Source organism: Paenibacillus sp. JT31N17 (assembly GCF_056269255.1).
Window position 1 is genome coordinate 126930 of record NZ_JBWDNP010000006.1, and the last position, 18224, is coordinate 145153.

The 18224-nt window shown below is 53.3% G+C and carries 14 protein-coding genes; 5 read left to right on the forward strand and 9 right to left on the reverse strand.

Annotation, left to right across the window (positions count from 1 at the left end):
• Positions 1-59: 59 nt before the first annotated feature.
• From AC0YOB_RS20410 to AC0YOB_RS20435, 6 genes are all read right to left on the reverse strand, one after another.
• On the reverse strand, positions 60-1571 hold the full coding sequence (locus tag AC0YOB_RS20410; RefSeq protein ID WP_475794313.1) for an MGH1-like glycoside hydrolase domain-containing protein: 1512 nt from the start codon (positions 1569-1571) through the stop codon (positions 60-62).
• A gap of 361 nt (positions 1572-1932) precedes the next feature.
• The gene (locus AC0YOB_RS20415; protein ID WP_475794314.1) at positions 1933-2850 is read right to left on the reverse strand and encodes an NAD(P)/FAD-dependent oxidoreductase; all 918 of its coding nucleotides are present in this window, start codon (positions 2848-2850) and stop codon (positions 1933-1935) included.
• A 227-nt stretch (positions 2851-3077) separates the two neighbouring features.
• Positions 3078-4502 carry an apolipoprotein N-acyltransferase gene (locus AC0YOB_RS20420; RefSeq protein ID WP_475794315.1) on the reverse strand — a complete coding sequence of 475 codons (1425 nt, stop codon included), beginning with the start codon at positions 4500-4502 and terminating at the stop codon, positions 3078-3080.
• Positions 4503-4581: 79 nt separating this feature from the next.
• A complete protein-coding gene (locus tag AC0YOB_RS20425; protein ID WP_475794316.1) occupies positions 4582-5442 on the reverse strand; it encodes a helix-turn-helix domain-containing protein in 861 nt (286 codons plus the stop codon).
• A 154-nt stretch (positions 5443-5596) separates the two neighbouring features.
• Positions 5597-6124: an iron chaperone gene (locus tag AC0YOB_RS20430; protein ID WP_475794317.1), complete on the reverse strand. Its 528-nt coding sequence runs from the start codon at positions 6122-6124 to the stop codon at positions 5597-5599.
• A 16-nt stretch (positions 6125-6140) separates the two neighbouring features.
• Positions 6141-6980: a MurR/RpiR family transcriptional regulator gene (locus tag AC0YOB_RS20435; RefSeq protein WP_475794318.1), complete on the reverse strand. Its 840-nt coding sequence runs from the start codon at positions 6978-6980 to the stop codon at positions 6141-6143.
• Positions 6981-7167: 187 nt separating this feature from the next.
• On the opposite strand from AC0YOB_RS20435, the gene AC0YOB_RS20440 reads away from it, so the two are divergent.
• The 5 genes from AC0YOB_RS20440 (at position 7168) to AC0YOB_RS20460 (ending at position 12609) form a co-directional block, all read left to right on the forward strand.
• Positions 7168-8028, forward strand: a complete 861-nt coding sequence (locus AC0YOB_RS20440) for a DUF8171 family membrane protein (RefSeq protein WP_475794319.1) — start codon at positions 7168-7170, stop codon at positions 8026-8028.
• Positions 8025-9827 carry an ABC transporter ATP-binding protein gene (locus AC0YOB_RS20445; RefSeq protein WP_475794320.1) on the forward strand — a complete coding sequence of 601 codons (1803 nt, stop codon included), beginning with the start codon at positions 8025-8027 and terminating at the stop codon, positions 9825-9827. The genes AC0YOB_RS20440 and AC0YOB_RS20445 overlap by 4 nt, the downstream gene beginning before the upstream one ends.
• Positions 9805-10569 carry an energy-coupling factor transporter transmembrane component T family protein gene (locus AC0YOB_RS20450; RefSeq protein ID WP_475794321.1) on the forward strand — a complete coding sequence of 255 codons (765 nt, stop codon included), beginning with the start codon at positions 9805-9807 and terminating at the stop codon, positions 10567-10569. Before AC0YOB_RS20445 ends, AC0YOB_RS20450 begins: the two co-directional genes overlap by 23 nt.
• Positions 10570-10592: 23 nt before the next feature.
• Complete coding sequence (locus AC0YOB_RS20455) at positions 10593-11342, forward strand: PHP domain-containing protein (protein WP_475794322.1); 750 nt, start codon at positions 10593-10595, stop codon at positions 11340-11342.
• 184 nt (positions 11343-11526) lie between these two features.
• Positions 11527-12609, forward strand: a complete 1083-nt coding sequence (locus tag AC0YOB_RS20460; protein ID WP_475794323.1) for a threonine aldolase family protein — start codon at positions 11527-11529, stop codon at positions 12607-12609.
• A 158-nt stretch (positions 12610-12767) separates the two neighbouring features.
• On the opposite strand, the gene AC0YOB_RS20465 is transcribed toward AC0YOB_RS20460, so the two are convergent.
• The 3 genes from AC0YOB_RS20465 to AC0YOB_RS20475 form a co-directional block, all read right to left on the reverse strand.
• Complete coding sequence (locus AC0YOB_RS20465; RefSeq protein WP_475794324.1) at positions 12768-14489, reverse strand: cellulase family glycosylhydrolase; 1722 nt, start codon at positions 14487-14489, stop codon at positions 12768-12770.
• A 281-nt stretch (positions 14490-14770) separates the two neighbouring features.
• The gene (locus tag AC0YOB_RS20470) at positions 14771-16381 is read right to left on the reverse strand and encodes a response regulator transcription factor (protein WP_475794325.1); all 1611 of its coding nucleotides are present in this window, start codon (positions 16379-16381) and stop codon (positions 14771-14773) included.
• 21 nt (positions 16382-16402) lie between these two features.
• A complete protein-coding gene (locus AC0YOB_RS20475) occupies positions 16403-18124 on the reverse strand; it encodes a sensor histidine kinase (protein WP_475794326.1) in 1722 nt (573 codons plus the stop codon).
• Positions 18125-18224: the final 100 nt, after the last annotated feature.

The window sequence follows — 18224 nt, forward strand, 5'->3', positions numbered from 1 at the left end:
TCACCTCCCCGGCGAGTAATCTGTTCCATGGATATCCTCCCCGGTAGGGAGAATTCCGGTTACTTGGGATGGATATAGACGGTCTCCTGCCCTCCATCCCATTTCACCACAAGCTCCAGGGCAACATTGGCGGCTGCCGTAAATTGCGGCCGCTCCGATCCCGAGGCGCGTTTCGAACAGGACAAATCAATCAGACCCTCGCGCCCGAAGGGATATTGCGACACGCCGTGAGCCTCCAGCAACCGGATGTCCCACACGAGTCTGGCTTGGCCGGCATCGGGCTGCAGGCCAAAAATATATTCAAACAGGACGGCGATAGGCGGCAGCCCTCCCCATCCAACGAAATCCGGTTTTGCCGGATTTCCCGGCGCCGCTTGCTCAGGCGCATAATTTTCCCATAGAGTTCCTGTCGTCTTGAATACGTCCACGACCTGATCGAGATGGTTCCGGGCGATCTCTTGCGCAAGCGTTTCATAGCCGGATTGGCGAAGGCCCCGCAGCACCATATAATTCGTCGGCGTCCATACGGCTCCCACCCAGTAATCGCCGGCCGGATTGTACGCAGGATGATCCGCTGACAATGAAGGCACACGGTGCGGCCGGTTGAACGCAAGAGGATCGGCGAGATGCCGGATAAAGCGATCCAGTCTGTTAAGCGGGACGATTTCGGCCAGCAGCGCCCAATACGCGCCGATGTTTTTCAAGCCGGTGAGCTTCCCGTCCGGCTGTTTGTCGTAATAATATGCGGTGCTCTCATCCCACAAGCACTCATTGACATAATCGGCCAAACGAACCGACTCACCGGCTATGTCCTGAATGTCCTGTTCTCTTCCAAGTACAGACGCCATGGATATCAGCAGCTTCGCGGCAAAAAGCTGAAACAGGCAGTTGTCGCACCAGACCAGATGGTAGTGGAAGAAGTTGTCCTTCTCCAGACTTGCGCTCCCCGGGAGTCTCGGCAAATTGTCGGCGGAGCCCGACCAGCCATTGGCCCAATAAGTGCCGTCGGGCCAGGTCCGGTAATTTCTCAGCCAGCGGTGATAAGCGACCAGAACGGGAAATACAGCAGCCAGGCGTTCAACATCCGACGTAGTCCGAAAATATTCCCACTCGGCCCAGGGCATGACATTAGGTCCCGTGCTGGACGGATCGAAGCGGTGAAATACGTCCGTTCCATCCTCCTCCCGAATTTGCCGGCAGATGAAACCGTCAGGATGCTGCTTGGCATAGAAGTTGTCCAGGGTCCGCTGAAAGTCAAACACGCGCCGCCCGTAAGCAGCAAACAGGACAATAAAGCTGCTGTCGTACATAAACAGATCATCATTAAATGCGGTATCGATATAATTCGCTATGAATCCGTTGTCCTCATTCGCCTGACGGAGATGCCCGAACGCGAGTTCCCAGGCTTTCCAATACGCCCTGATTGCGTCCTCATGTCCTTCCCAGAATGGCTGGGGCAGTTTGGAGGCTGAATCCGCGAATGAGGGAAGCTCACTGTGCCCCAACCTCATCCGCAGAAACCGATTTTCATTGACCAGCTCACTTGTGACGTACCTGTCATAATAATTCACGGCTACAGGAGCCTCCTTCAGAGGTTACTTTCTTCAGCAGTTGGCTTTGTTCCCTATCTATTAAAATTTTAATTCCAGCAGATTATCCATTCAATTCAAATATCCATCGAAAGATTATGGTAAGTATGACAGTTGGTTCAAGCAGATGGTGATTGATATAAGCATTTTTGATACATATCTATATAAAATGAAAACGGGGGCCGAACCATCATGGACCTGTTGGTGTATTCAAGGCTTGTCAATAAAAAAATACGACTGAACAAAAGTTCAGCCGTTGGTTCAATTCCTGTTTAAAGTCCCTATTTCAGGAACACCGTTCCCAAGACACTGGAACAGCCTCCCTTGCAGAGCTTCTATGCGTTCAATTTCCTTTCAGTCTCCAGGCCTCTGCAAGCAGTTCGCCGTTTAAGCCCGCAGCCGCCAATGATCCCATTGAAGCCGCCGTAATCGCCTGATACAGCTCCGTAGCCGCGTCGCCGGCACTATAGACACCCGGCACGTTCGTTTTGCCTGAGGCATCGACGATGATCGTCCCCGCTTCCGTGGCCTGACAACCCAAAGCTTGCGGCAAGCCGGATCCGGGAACGAGCACAGGCGCAAAGAATATTCCTTTGCATGGAACGTCATTGCCATCCTCCAGCATGACCCGCTTCACCATACCATCGCTGGATTCGATATGCTTGATCGGCGAGTCAAATACGGGAATCTGATGCTGCTTAAGCTCCCCGCGTTGTTCATCCGTCCATTCATCAGGTCCATTGGTGCAAATTGAAAATTGATTGGTCCATCCCGATAACATTTTAGCCGAATGCAGCGCCCTGGCACCCTTGACAATCAGCACAAGCGGCTGGTCCCGCAATTCCCAACCATCGCAATAAGGGCAGACAAAGGCACTTTTGCCATATACCTCTGCTAACCCGTCAATTTCGGGAGGGAGGTCCTTCATGCCTGAGGCAAAAAGCAGTTTTTTGCTCCGATAAGCTGCTCCCTGGGCCGTTGCGATATGAAAGTCCCCATCCGTTCCCGTGATCGTTACCGCTGTATCCTCCGCGAAGTGGACAGAGGGATAGACGCTGATCTGCTCCTTCGCAATTTGCCGGAATTCGTCCGGATGGATGCCATCCCTGGTTAGGAAACCATGAATCTCGCGGGTAACCCGATTGCGCGGCCGTCCCTCATCAATAACCACCGCGCTTTTTCTCGCTCTTCCAAGCACAAGTGCTGCGCTTAACCCGGCAGGCCCGCCGCCAATAATCCCTACATCGATAAGCTTCTCCATGATAGCCTCCCTTTGAGATCCTGATGATCCGCAATACGATTCACCTGCAGCAGAAAGTCCCACTATTAACTTCCCGCTCATATACAGATTTAAGATATCTATAATATCTATATTGGATTAAAAAAAATAACCATTGCATATAACTGCAATGTTATTTTCTTTGGCCGAAACGGTTCAATCAATCATTTAGCTTCGGCATTTATAGACTTTATATATCTATAATAGATCTAATAAGCATCCTCGTCAAGTTTTGCTCTATTCGGGGCAAATCTTTTTAGAAAAGTAATAAAAACCGCTATTATTGCGCCTCCTAGAATCAACCAGCCGAACCAGTCTCCCCATCTGCTGTAAAGCGTCTTAAGCGGCGAAACAGGAACATCCGCAACAATGGATGCATCTTTATAAACGAAGGTTGATTGTTCCGCCAATAACCGGCCGTACCTGTCCGATACCGTTACCAACCCCTCCTTGGACGGGCGGACTACGGCGAAGCCATTTTCGATCCCCCGAACGATGGCCATCCGGGAATGAATCCGCTCGGATCCTTCCCAATCCCACGCCGGCACCAAAAGCATTCCGACATTCTCTCTTCCATACTCTCTAATCGTTCCCGGGAAATCCATGTCCTTGCAGATGACTGTGCCTATTCGCCGGTTAAAAGCGTTAAACCGCGCCGTTTCATGCCCGGCAACGAACCCGTCTTCCAACCCGGAAACCAAATGAATTTTGTCGTAGTCCACAATCTTTTTGCCGTCAGGGGAGAAGATCCATGATTTATTATAGATGCCATCCTCTTGCTTCAGCTTTACGCCGACTTCCAGGAAAACCTGGTTATCCGACGCCGATTTGGAGAATATCTCCTCCATCTCTTGTTGATCGGCAGATGCTACAAAGACCAACTTCTCGGGAAGAACAACAAGCTTGGCACCCTGATCCGCCAATTGCGCAACATGGTTTACATATTCCTTTATAAATGCGGTATTCTTGCCTGAATCTATCGATTCCTCGAAGGGAACCGTATAATTGGAAGCCGTCAACCCTACCCTCACGGCTTCTTCTGCATGCGGAGTCTGAATTCGGAAAGTCCCCCACCCCGCAGCGGCCAGGATGCCCAGAATAAGAATAGATGCTCTTGTCGACCTGGCCCGGTTCCAACCTCTTTGCTTTAGAAGGTAAGCGATGCAGGCTGGAAATAGACAAACAAGAAATACGATGCCATATATGCCGGATATCGACGCATTCTGCATCAGGAACAGATAATCCGTTTGGGTATAAGCCAAGCTGCCCCAAGTACCTTGGGGAGAAAACAACGCCACCACGAACTCGAACGCCGTCCAGCCTATGGGAAATAACCAAACAATCGTCGTTTTGCGTACCCAGACCATGATCAGGGCAAAAACCAAGGCAAACAGCAGATGATATCCCAGGAAAAACGGAACCGACACAACAAAGCTCTCTGCCTTCCACCAGCTCATGCTTCCTGACCAATAACTCAGCATCGAACCTATGAACAAGAATCTGCCGGACAATCCGGGACCGATCACCATAATGGGAAGCGGGGCAAACCAGGCCAGCCAGCCGTAAGCTCCTGAAAAATAGAAGCACACTGCGGACAACAAAAATGCAAGCAACAGATACACGGGTTTATACATAGTCTCACTCCTTGCTTTTCAGCTTAGAGGAACCGGATACTGTTCACTTGACAATTCTTGCTAATGTAAGCCTTGGAATTTACCTTTTTTGGACGGGGATATGGATATCAATGACCCGCCTACCCTCAGGGTCAAACCGGTAAAGCTCCAGTTCCGGCCCATATACAAGCTCAAATTCGGCCTCCGAAAGCCAATTTCCGACCATGTACTTAAACAAATGCGGCAGATCCGCAAGAGAGCCCCAGTGGGAACAAACGGCATAGGTTCGTTTAGGTATGCTGAACACTTCCCAATTCCCGGGAAAGCAGTGCAGATGCGTCTGATCCGTCAATAGACCTGCCAAATAATCGAAGCGTGTTCCGCCTGTCGGAATAATGACTCCGGCCTGCTCCTGGTGAAACTCTACCGCAGGATGAATGGACCTCCATAAACATTCGATTTCTTTTTGATTGTGCTCCATGCTGATTGACGCAGATATATTCAGACCCTTCAGGCGTAAACCGGTGACTTGCAGCGAATTCAGGGTGATTATGCGGACATCGGGAGTTGCGGGGAAGGAGGCTGTGGAAAACAATTCGTTATCTGTGAAGGAGAGCATGGGGTAATGAAAGGTTGACAATCCACGAATCCGGTATTGCTCCGGCGTTATTCCGGTCACCTGCTTGAAGGAACGCGTAAACGCTTCATGACTTGCAAAACCCAGCTCCACCGCAATTTCAATGATCCGTTTTTTCGATTCCAGCAATTCCGTGGCCGCTATGGAAAACCGGCGTTTCCTGATATACACTGCCGCGGGCTCCCCTGCCACCATGCGAAAGAGCCTGTGGAAATGCCAGGGGGAGATATGGACATGCCCAGCTGCAGCTTTCAGCGATAATGGGTTAAACAGGTTATCTTCGATAAATAGAATGGACCTCTGGATCATGTTAATATAGCTCATCTGGCACACCTCCGGCTTTGCGACTTCGAAATACATGCGGGAAGGGCTGCTTCACGAAAGCGGTGAATGTCCTGCTGAATGCCCCCGGGCTCGGAGCTAAATATGAGGTCTGCAAACGACAAACTACAGACCGCACCCCCTCCCGGTTTAAGCCCTATCGTTTCTTCTGTTTGCCTTCCAGATTTTCTTTTGCTCTATACTTGGCGAGCTCGCTTATCAATTCCAACGGGAGCGGTTTATCTGCAGAAAATTTAATCGTGGTTTTGGATACCTCGTAGGGCGACAATTCTTGTTTAAAGACTTCAAATACCATAAATGGCGGCGGAAAAGACAACGAGTAATGATCTTTATAGGCGGAGAAATAGATCAGCATCCCATGATATTTAAATGCTGGCAGTTGATAGCTTATCACTTCCTCCGCTTCAGGCACGGCGTTTTTAATGGTTTGCCTGATTTGTTCCAGAGAGTCTTGAATCTCCTTTTGAAAGCTGCCGAAATATTCGTCTACCGTTTGAAAATTGCTTTTTTTGGTGGATGACATATTTGCCTCCTCGCGCAGTAAAGGATTGAAAAACACAGGTAAATTATAGCATAATGAACCAGTTTCGATTACTTCCAGATTGCTGTTTATCCGTAAATGGAATAAAGGGCTGCTGTATATGCAGCCCTCTGTTTGCTTCATGTGCGCTCAGCGAGCTCTAGCGTTTGTATTGCATCGACGGCGCCAGGCGCTGTCTTAAATCATAGAGCCGATGAAGGCTGGCGAGTGCCCGCTCCTCGTCCTGCTTGGCCATAGCGACGGTTAACGAATCGACCAGCGCAACGGGCGCCACCATCGAATGAAACTCTCCGCTCTCCCCCCGGCAGGTATAAAGAACAGCGTCGGCCAGATCCACCAGCTCGGACACCATCGCATCCGTCACCAGGACGGAGGGGCAGTCCGCCTGCCGCGCCAGCTCCAGCAGCACCTTCGCTTCCGGGGGAGTATTGGCGAAGCCGAACACGATGAGGACATCGGATGCGCCAAGCTGGCCGGCCCATTCGAACAATTCAGACCCGCCGCGGGAAATATGATTCACCCGGTACCCGAACCGGTTCAGCCTATAATAAAGCAGCTCGCAGAGCGAATGGGAGGGTCCCGAGCCATACACGAATATCTGCCTGGCCCGGATCATGCTGTCGACGGCAAACTGGAAATCCTCGCGCGAGAGCCTCTCCATCGTGATGGCCAGATGACGGATTTCCAGCTCCAGCATTTTGCCGGCCAGATCATCGTCGGCGACCTTGCGCAGCTTATCTGCCATTTTGCCTGCCGGCGTCGGCGCGGCATCGCCTTGAAGCTGCCGCTTGAAATCCTTGAAATTGGCGTAGCCCGCAGACTTCCAGAACCGGGATACCGTCGCGATGCTGATGCCCGTCTGCGCGGCCAAATCCTGTTCTGTCATATAAGGGATGTTCTGCAAATGCTTGACGATATAATCGGCGATCTTCCGGTGGCCCGCTGTCAACCGCTCAGCCTCGAACCGAATTTGTTGCATGGCAATTCGACTCCTCTCATACACGTTCTACCATAACCCGAAGGAAATCTCAACTTGTTTTGATAATTTTATTTCATATTTTAAGTTTATGAAATATTTTTTACAAAACGAACACACTGCGTTAACGCTCCCGTGATGCTCCTCTCTTATGATTGCATGGAACGAACTATGGGAGGGTGAAGAACGTATGGAAACTGCAGCCTACAACCGGAAACCGCAGAATCAGTCCCAAAATTTAATGGTGTTTGTATTATCGATGGCGCTCTTTGGACTGGCCGATCTGGTCACCGAAATGATTCCCGATGTGGAGATCGGTCCGATCGAGATCGGCATCCCGTACTTTGGATTCGTCGGGCTCATTCTTGTCGCCTTGTTCAACCCGCTTTATGCGGCGCTTGGGGCCGCGGTTGGCGAAGTCATCTTCGGCGACCTGCTGATGGGCGATTTCGGGGGCATCGGGGAACTCGAAGGGGTGCTGACGCTGTTCATCGGCTTGTACATTGCCGGCTTGCTGGTGAACAACCCGAAGAACAGGCTCAATATTGCGATAGCGGGCATGATCGGCATCGGCATCGAGCAGCTGCTCGGGGGAGTAGCCGATGTCATCAAGGTTTCGGTAGGCGTCAGCGAGCTTGAGGCCGTTGAAGGGCTGCCTCAAAGCATCGTTCTTTTGGAGCTGGTGGAGAATGTGAACGAATGGATCATATCCGGTATTATCGTCGGCATCCTCCCTGCCATGTTCATGCTTCCGCGGCTGCACGGCAAGCTGGAGCCGCTGCTGGGCATCAAGCCGCGCACGAATTCCTCCTACCGCGCCGCGGCGGGCAGTCTGCTCGCGCTCAGCGCAGGCATCTTCATCATCGCCGTATTGTTCGGCGTACTGGGAGAATCGCTGGAGCTTGGCGCCTGGGAGCCGGACTTCATCGATCAATACGGCGGAGGCTTCATCTGGGTCGGGATCGGGGTCGCCGCTCTCGTTGCAATCGCGGTGATGCTGATCGCCTTCTCCTCCCGCAAGAGCATTCCCCGGCAGGCCGAAAAGCTATGATCGCAGCTCCCATTATTGAAATGTCCGGGGTCTCGTTCCGTTATCCGGGCGATGAAGGAATGGCGCTCTGCGGAGTCCATTTATCCATCGGCAAAGGCGATTTCATCGCCATTATGGGCAGCAACGGCAGCGGCAAGTCAACCCTCTGCAAGTCCCTTAACGGGCTTATCCCGCATTATTATGCCGGAGATTTTGAAGGGTCGGTCTCGGTGGGCGGCATCGACCCGATGACGCGTTCGGTAGCGGAAATGTCCAGGCATGTCGGCTATGTGTATCAGGATTTTGAGAACCAATTGATACGGCCCACCGTCTTTGATGAGCTGACGTTCGCAAGAATGAACTTCGGTTTTGCCGACTACAAGGTTAAGGCTGAGGAAATGCTGTATCGATTCGGTCTTGAGCCGATCCGCAATAAATACATTTGGCAGCTGAGCGGAGGACAGAAGCACAGGGTGGCACTGGCAGGCGCACTCGCGATGGAACCGGAAATTGTCATCGTCGACGAGCCGGCCGCCCAGTTGGACCCGCTGAGTGCCGTGCATATTTATGACACGCTCAAAACGGTCAATGAGCAATTCGGCACAACGGTTATTGTCATTGAGCACCATACCGAATTTATTGCCGATTACTGCAAGCATGCCGTTCTGATGGAGCAAGGATCGGTCGCCTGGAAGCTTGAGACGGCAAGTGCCTTGAACGAGGTGGAGACGCTGCTGGCGCACCAGATTCATCCTCCTCAGGTGACGCAGGCCGCATCGCGGATATATCCGGAGCGCAAGCCCTACCCGATCAGGCTCGAGGAGGCGAAGAAATGGTTTGGGCCGGACCGGTCTTCCGATGCCGCTGCAGCCCCTGGCGGCGCAGCTGCAGGCGATGACGCTCCCCCCCTGATCGAACGGGCTGCCGTCGCTGAAATCCGGCATGTGACCCATCGATATATGACGGTCGAGAAAGGACGGAACACCGTGCTCAGCCAAATCGACCTGACCTTTCGCGAAGGGGAACGGGTTGCGCTTGTTGGCGGCAACGGGGCGGGCAAGTCCACGCTGCTCAGACTCATCACCGGCCTGGCAAAACCGTCGGAAGGCATGATTGAAGTTTTAGGGCGGGATACACGTACCGTTACGCCCGAAGCGCTGGCGGAATCGGTCGCTTTCATCTATCAGCAGCCGGAGGAAATGTTCATCGCCGACAACATCCGCTCGGATATCGCCTACTTCCTGAAAGCCCGCAAAACCGCCGATTACGAGGCCTTCGTTGACCGGATGATCGCACAGTTCCGCCTGCAGGACATTCAGGACAGGGATGGCCGGCTGCTCAGCGGCGGCCAGCAGCGCAGGGCGTCGCTGGCCATCGGGATCGCGATGCGCCCGCAAATTCTGCTGCTGGATGAGCCGACAGCCAGTCTCGATATATCAAGCCGCAAGGAGATCACGGGCATGCTGGAGCGGCTGGACACTTATGTCAAGACGGTTATTGTCGCGACGCATGACATGCAGCTTGCCGCCGACTGGGCCAATCGCATCATCGTGCTCCAGCATGGCCGGGTGCTGGCGGATACGGACGGCCAGGCGCTGTTCGCCGACCCGGCCTTGATGAGGGCGGCCAATCTTCAGCCGCCGCAAATCGCGCTGCTCAGCCAGGCGGCCGGCCTCCAGCCGCCGGCGCTGAGCGTCGAGGCGTTCTGCCGTCGGTGGCCCGCAGGAGGAAAGGAGGCGAACGATTATCGACAAGCTGTTGCAGCGACTGTCGCTGGAGCGATTGAAGCTGACGCTCATGAACATCGCCTACGCCAATAAGCAGACGTTTCTGACCCGGTTCGACCCGCGCATGCTGCTGCTCTGGTATTTGATCTTCGCTACCATGCCCTGGTTCATCTATAACCGGACGGTGCTGGTCCTGCTGTTTCTCACGATGCTGGTTCTGGCTGCCGTCTCCCGCGTCAGCGGTCTCATTATCGCGCTAATGGCGTTCAGCACCTTCTGCAACCTCATCTATCTGGTCGTTCTGGCGCTGGTAATCGGCGGAGACCTTGAGGCTTTCGCATCGATGCTGACGCTGACGTTCAAGCTGCTCGCCGTCGCGCTTGTCAGCGTCGCCGTATTCGCCAGTCTGGACCCGGAGAAATTCAGCGACGCCCTGCTGAGCCTGAAGGTCCCGGGGCAGGTCTGCTTCGGCATCTCCTACGGGTACCGGATGATACCGATTCTGGTTGAGCAGTATCAGCAGATTATCAGCTCTTACCGGTTAAGAGGGCGGATGCCGGCAGGCGGAAGATGGCTGCGCAGCCGCAAGCTGTTCTACCTGGGCCGGATCGCCGTTCTTGCTTTTTACCCCATGCTGCTGGGCACCGCCAAGCGGACCCGTACGACCGTCGAGGCGCTGGAGATCAAAGGCTTTACGTACGCCCTGCACAACCCGGAGGCGAAACGGCTGAAGCTCTCCTATCTGCGGCTTACCTACCGGGACGCGCTGTTCGTCGCCGGAACCGCATTGTATTTGACCATCATCTTTGCTCTCGGACGGATGTTCCCGATCTAAGGCGGAAAGAGGCGAAACACACGATGTGGATCGATTTTCACACGCATACGAAAATGTCAAAAAAGCTTGAGTTTTCCATGGACTATTTTCATAAAATGATTCGCAGCGCCCGCCGGAACGGGCTCGACGCCCTGGCGCTCACGGAGCATTTCAACACCCTCCATTACAGCCGGATATATGAGACGCTGGACGGGCATTATCCCTACAAGCATGACTATTATGATGTGGATGGATTTAAGGTTTTTACCGGTATGGAAATCGATATTATCGAGACGGGACATATTCTGCTGATCGGCAACAAGGCGCAAATCCGCGCGATACACGATAAGTTTGCGGATCGGCTGGAGAAGCCGCGTTTTCCAACCTTCGACGAGGTGCTCGATACTGCAGACGCGTTCGCCGTGCTGAAGATCGGCGCGCATCCGACGAGGAACTCGACGCCCCTGCTTCACCTGGGCGAGGAACGGCTGCGGCGGTTCGACGCGTTCGATCTGAACGGCAAGGATCTGGCCAAGCAGCCGGATACGCAAGCCAGGCTAAACGAGCTTGGCGCCAAGCTGGGCAAACCGGTCGTGTGCGGCAGCGATTCGCATTTGCCGATCCAGTTCGGCTGCGTCAGGAACAGGCTCTTCCGCGATTGCCTGACAGCCGAAGACATCCGCCGCTGCCTTCAGGAACGCAGCTACGAGATCAGCGTCTCCAGCTACGCCTCGCTCAAGGTGTTCGCCGCACGCATGACCAAGCGGGCGATGAAGCTGGCCGGCCAGTGCTGATCAGGATAACCTTGGGAATCCAACCGGGCTGTCTGTATATGATTTTTCAATGATCATCTTCTGTAACATGACCGGGCAATCTTGTTGCATTGTCCCATCATCAAAGAGAGTGGAAGTGTGATATAGTAATCGGTGCAGGCAGGCTGGAAAAGCCTCTGACTTAAAGTTAAAGGAGTTTTCATACATGACTGAATCCTTGACAGCAGCCTATAACCAGACCAACTATAAACTGGGCAATCACGGCAAACGCGATATCCGGGTATTAAAAGAGGCTTTTCAAGACATTGAGGGGCAGCTGGAAAGCGACAGATATGGCACGGGAAAGATCATTGAGGATTTTCAAGCGAAGATGGCGGCTTTACTGGGAAAAGAGCATGCCGTCTTCTTCCCGAGCGGAACGATGGCCCAGCAGATTGCTCTGCGCATTTGGTGCGATGAACAAGGCTTAAGGAAAGTTGCCTATCATCCGCTGAGCCACCTGGAAATCCACGAAGAAGATGGCTTGAAGGAGCTGCATCACATCAAAACGGTTCTGCTGGCTGACAAAAGCCGCGTCATCGGGCTGGAAGATGTCGTGAATATGGAGGAGGGCATAGCTTGTGTCCTGCTGGAGCTGCCTCAGCGCGAAATCGGCGGCCAGTTGCCAAGCTTTGAAACGCTTCAGAAGATTTCGGAATATTGCCGCGACAAAGCCATTAAGCTGCATCTGGATGGGGCGCGCCTTCTGGAGATCCTTCCCTTTTATCAAAGGTCGGCCGCTGAGGTTTGCGCTCTTTTTGACAGTGTCTATATCTCGTTATATAAAGGAATCGGCGGGATTGCAGGAGCGATTCTGGCAGGAGATCAAGCCTTTATAGCGAAATCCAAGGTTTGGAAACGGCGCCACGGCGGCGATTTGATCAGCTTGTATCCGTATATCGTCTCTGCGGATTATTATTATAATCTACGCTCACCCAAAATGGGGCAGTATTTTGAAGCAGCAAAGGAGCTTGCCGCCCTGTTCAATTCCTGCCACGGCGTTTCGACGCTGCCGCTTATGCCCGTTTCGAATATGTTTCACGTCCATTTCCATCTGGCCAAAGAGCAAGCGGCCTCTGTTCTGGCAGAGGTTCAGCAAGCCACGGGTGTTGGCATCACGAGCTATTTGACAGAAATCGATGAACATACCTGTTCCTGCGAAATCAGTTTGGGCGATTTGTATGCGGAACTGCCAAGAGAAGCCGTCATCAAGGCATTCCAGGTGCTTGATGAAAAAATGAAGCAATAATTCGTAATTCCCTGCTGTGTTGCATAATGGAAAAGAGGAGCCTCCCTAAAGGAGGCTCCTCTCTAATCGGACCGGTTATTCGCGTGAGAAGCGAAGTCCCCAGGTGCACGGAATGCTGCATTTCAACAAAGACTGAACTCGATATACAGGAAACAGCGTCAAAGCTCCGCAGCGAAACCGACGATGGCATTTCCAGTTTTCGTTATCGTGTATTCAACGGTTTTACCGCTCCAAAAGTGGAAAGTCAGCACGACTTCACCGTCATTCACTTCGTTGAAGAAGTCTTGCGTGAGCTTTATCCCGTTCGTGTCGTACGAAGGCGAGAAGGCGTACGCGAATTCCTTGAAAGACGTCCAGTTCTGCGGACCTGCGTTGCCTCCGGCAGCGTACACGGCTTCCATCGTAGCGAGCCGGTCGCCGTTGAACGCAGTCGGGATCGAGAACTCGTTCGTTGTTCCGGCGGCGTTCTGCAGCACTGGTGTATCGTAGACGATTACGTCAAACGTCCAGTCCTCGCCCTTATTGAAATCCGCAGTGATCTCCGCGTTCTCGCCGTAGGCGCCGGACGCCGTCAGCCTGGAGAGTAAGCCCGCCTTCACCGTCAGGAGATCCCCTTCCAGCGAATAGTCGCTGCCTTTGCGAAGCGGCCTGCCATCATGGCGAAGAGCCGTCAGCCGATTGCCGTTCAATTCGAGCCGGATAACAGCGTCCTGCGCTTCCGCGCCTTTGGCCAAATAAATCAAATCGGTTTCCGCGGCTGCGGAGCGGCCCTTCCAACTGGCTTTCAACATGCCATATAGCTGCGGATCGTTCCATTGCAGCGCATTGCGGTCGAGATGCTGCCCGTTGTCCCACAGCATATGGGTAATGCCTCTTTCTTGAACGTAATGAAGCAAGAATTCGAAAAATTTAAGCTTCTCCCCTTGTTCGATCGTACCCGTATTTTTGTCGAAGCCGAGCAAACCGTATTCGCCTAGAATGACGGGAATACCCTTAGCCACCAGCGAATTATAGACGCGGTCGAACGTTTGGACAATGTCGTTTTTCGTTTCTTCGTTGAAGCGGGTGAAGCCGGCAATGTTGACGCTGAACGGCCAAAAGCCGTAATAGTGAACGGTTGCAATCAGGTTCGGGTCGTCCAGCGCGTCGAACGTGTCCACCAGTGCGTCGAGCCGGTCCTGATTCGCGTTCGTCTCGAGCGTAGGCAGTACGAGCGGGCGCTCGGAGTTGTTGCCGCCGGAGGCGCGCACAATCTCATGGAAGGATGCATTCAATTCTTGCAGCATCGCGAAATGGGCTTCGCCGCTTTCACCCCAGCCGTCAGTGAAACGAGGTTCATTGATGCTCTCGAACGACAGCTTCTTCGAATAGTTTTTGAACCGCTCTGCGATTTGCTCCCATGCTGCGTTATAACGGGCAAGCACAACGTCATGCTCCGTCCCCATCCGGTTAACCCACAGCCAGGAATCGTGGTGCAGATTGATCATGACGTACAATCCGGCGTCCAGAGACCAGTTCACGACCTCTTCAACGCGGTCCAGGAATGCTGGTTCAATCATGTAGTCCGGCGCCTCGCCCATCCGCTGATCCCATGTGATCGGGATGCGAATGCTATTGTATCCTTGCGAGGCGATATGCTTGATGAGCTGCTTCGTCACACGCGGATTGCCCCAGGACGTCTCGTCTGCTCCGGTTGCGTCGAACGTGTTGCCAAGATTCCAACCGGGCTGCATAGCTTCGACATACGATTGAATCTTGCTCTTCGGAACGGGGATCGCTGGCCGCTCCTGCGTGGCCGCGCTGGCGAAAGAAGGAACGAGCATGGTCAACAAAACCGATACCGTCAGCAATATACGAATGAGCTTGCTGGATGAAAACATAATTCTGAATACCTCCTCCTGGATTATGTTCTGAAACAAAATGCGGGTCAGGTTAATCAGTTGCCCTGACGTGTTTCTCCTTTTATGAAAACGTTATCAAAAAGCAGTGGCAGTGATGATTTTACCGGATTATGGGTTTTGGAGAAACCCCGATAATTAGTGGATAAATCAGATGAAAATCGAGACTTATGTGTTAGCGGCAGAGGGGCATTAATCGATTACTTGCCTGGTCGTCAGCTTTCTGGACGCCGGTCTTCTTATATAGGGAAATCTTGCCCATGCTAGCTGCGGTCTCTGTAATCCTGCGGCGTAATGCCGAATTCCTTTTTGAACACCTTAATGAAATACGGCGGGTTCGTGTAGCCGGTCTGCTCGGCAATCTGATAAATTCTGCAGCCGGTGTTTTTCAGCAGGTACGCGGCTCTCTCCATCCGGTACCGTAACAGGTAGTCGCTCAGCATGCTGCCGGTCTCCAGCTTATAAACACGGGACAAATAGACCGGATGCAGATGAACATGGACCGCAATCGCCTGCAGCGACAGGTCGCCAGCGAGATGGTCTTCGATATACTCGTGCACCTGCTTGACAACACTGCTTCGTGTATTCTTAACCTCGTTCTCCATATCAGTCCGGATGCGCTCGACCGATGTTCGGGTCCATTCCTGCAGCTGAGCCACGGAGCGTGGTGAACCGCCCCGCGCGAACATCTCGAACTCTTGCCCGATCAGGTTTTCCAGCTTGCGGCCGTTCTTGTGAGCGATATGGGAGAGCATCGCCGCGATGGAGAAGAACGTTTCCACCAGATGTTCAAGCGAGCCATCGAACCTCTCCTGGAGCTCCTCAAAAATGTGGCCAAGCTTCTCTTCCGCCGCTTCCCACCTTCCGGCTTCCAATAAGTGTATGAGCGCTGGCGGTTCATACAGGCTCTTGAGCGTATGGACCGTGCCGGAATCATCCTCGCCTTCCCTCAGCGCCAGGAAGAACCCTCTTTCCGAACCGACTCTCCGGCGCAGCGACGCGACAGCGGATGCGTACTGATCGCCTAACTGCGCCGGAAACCGTCCCCATGCGCTTGCTACCAGGCTAATCGTGCCTTTCAAATACAAGCTGACGACCTTCTGGAACTGGGCGGCGATGTGTGCGATCTGCGCATGCTGTTGATTCCGCTCACCCCTTGCTTTCACGACCATTACTAAATTTTCATTCCGGTCCTTTGCGGTCCACAGGCGGAAATCGTTCCCGAACATCTCCTCCGCCATGTTGCCGATTGCAAACTCGAAGAGGGACAGGCTTCGCGGATCGAACTGTGCGAATTCGTCTTCGAGACGGATCAAGAGCACCGCGGCTTCATCCCCCACAGTATAGGGCAATTCAAGGAGCTGAAGCTTTTCTTCCAATACATGTGAAGCGTATTTTCTACCCTCCAGCAGTTCACGCAGCAGATGTGCGCGCATAAGCGGCATATTCGCACGCAGAGTACCGACGGCCCGTTCATACGAGCTGATGGCCGCCCACTCGGTCCTGATCTGCTCGATCGCACCCTCGACGGAGGCCCGCAGGTCTTCGTCCCGCACCGGTTTCAACAGATAATCCGATGCACACTGGAGCAGCGCTTCCCTCGCATAATCGAATTCGGAGTGTCCGGACAAAAGAATGGTTCTCGTCCGCGGCCAATCCTGCCGGATCCGCTTGATCAGATCAATGCCCGTAATGCCGGGCATCCGGATGTCGGTTATCACGATATCAACAGTCCTGCCTGACAGAATGTCGATTGCCTTCTGTCCGGAATATGCCTTATGCACCTTGTCGATCTGCATCTCCTCCCAGGGAAGCGTGCCCGCAATCCCGTCCACCACGGACTGTTCGTCGTCGACAATCATCAGCTCATACATACACCTGCACCTCCGGTAAAATCATGCTATTCTTGCGTCCACCTTCGGCCAGCGAAAGCTTACCGTAAGTCCGCCATCTGCGGATGGCCTGATCGATAGTGCGGCCTCCTGGCCATATTGGTAGACGAGCCGCTGGTTCACGTTCCACATGCCGCAGCCCATCTCTTCATCAAGAGGCTGGCTGATTTTTCTTCGCAGCAGCTCCAGCTCCTTTGCCGGAAGGCCAACGCCATTATCCTCCACCTGCACTTCGTAGTACGCCCCTGACTCTCGCCCTGCGATCCGGATCCGGCCTTCACCGACCTTCGGCTCGATGCCGTGAACGATGGCGTTCTCGACGAGCGGCTGCAGCAGCAGCCTTGGTATCACGATCGGAAACATTGAATCCGGCACGTCGATTTCGTAACGGATCCGCTTCATGCGCAGATTCTGGATTTCGAGGTAGTTCCGAAGAAGGCTTATTTCCTCCTCCAGACGCGGCGTCTGCTTCTCGTGCCGGGTCATATAGCGATAATATTCGCCGAGATTAAGCGCCATTGTTTCCACTGCCACTCCCTCGCCGAGCCGCGTCATATTCTTGATATAGTAAAGGCAATTATATAGAAAATGCGGATTAATCTGCGCCTGGAGCTGTTTGAGCGTCGCTTCGCGGGAACGCAGCTTCTCGGTATAGACCTTCTCGATCAGCTCCTGGATCTGCCGCGCCATCGCGTTGAAGCGCTCGTACAGGATGCCAAATTCACTCCGCGGCCTGTGCGTGATCCGCGCAGAAAAGTCGCCGATCCGGAGCCGCTGCATGTTGAGAAGCAGCTGCCTGACCGGCACTTGGACATTGCGGTACAGCATGAGCGCTGCCCCAAGCCCGAGCAGAAGCAGCAGCGTCAGGACGATGTAGAAGGAATTCCGGCTCTTCGTGATGGGCGACAAAATTTTCTCGAGCGGCACATAATCGACCAGATACCAGCCCACGCTGTCCAGCGCAACCACATTCACCACATACTGCTCACCCTTTACCTTCTTCAACCGGTTAAACGCTGGCTGCGTACGGTCTGAATCCAGCATCCGGCTAAGCTCGACGAGCGTATCGTCCTTGTATGTGCCGAACCTGATCACGTCTCCGCCGTCACGGTAAAGGAACGGGTGCCGCTCGCCGTCCGTTTCATAAGCACCGAGCATATCCATGATCCGCTGCGCCGGGAACCGGGTCTCGATAATCAGCTTGGCTTTCAGCGGATTGTCCGAGCCCCCCTGCGGCTCAGCTGCGTACCAGACAAACTCCTGCCGCTCCTTCTCGTATTTCCAGCCCCGTCCGACATTTCGTTCCAGGTATCCGGATTCATAGCTCACCGTATTGTCCGTCGATATGACATCCTTGATCTGCGGCGCGTACACCGAAATCCGGTTGATCCATCCGCTCATGGCCTGCTGGAGGCTGATCCGGTCAAGAACCGTATTTTTGACCCGGATGACATCCGTATAGTTGGGATAAAGATCGATATAGCGGTAATCGTTTAATGAACGATCCCGGATCAACATAATGGAATATGTAGCGATCTCTTCGATCTTCTTATCCATCTGACTGGCAAAGAAGATCAGTTGGTTCTTGTTTGACTGGTAAATCTCCGCTTTCACCACACCGACCGTCTTCTGGTTGGCATACGTGTAGAGCACCACAATCGGGGTCAGCAGCAGCAATATGAGCAGCATCAATTTCTTATAGACGGTCAAACGCACGTTTCCCATCACGGTCTCTCCATTCCCTGCAATCGGTTAACAAAGTAACATCATTCTTCACAGGTTGTTCTGGATTATGAAAGCGCTATCTTATTACAATGGAAGTAAT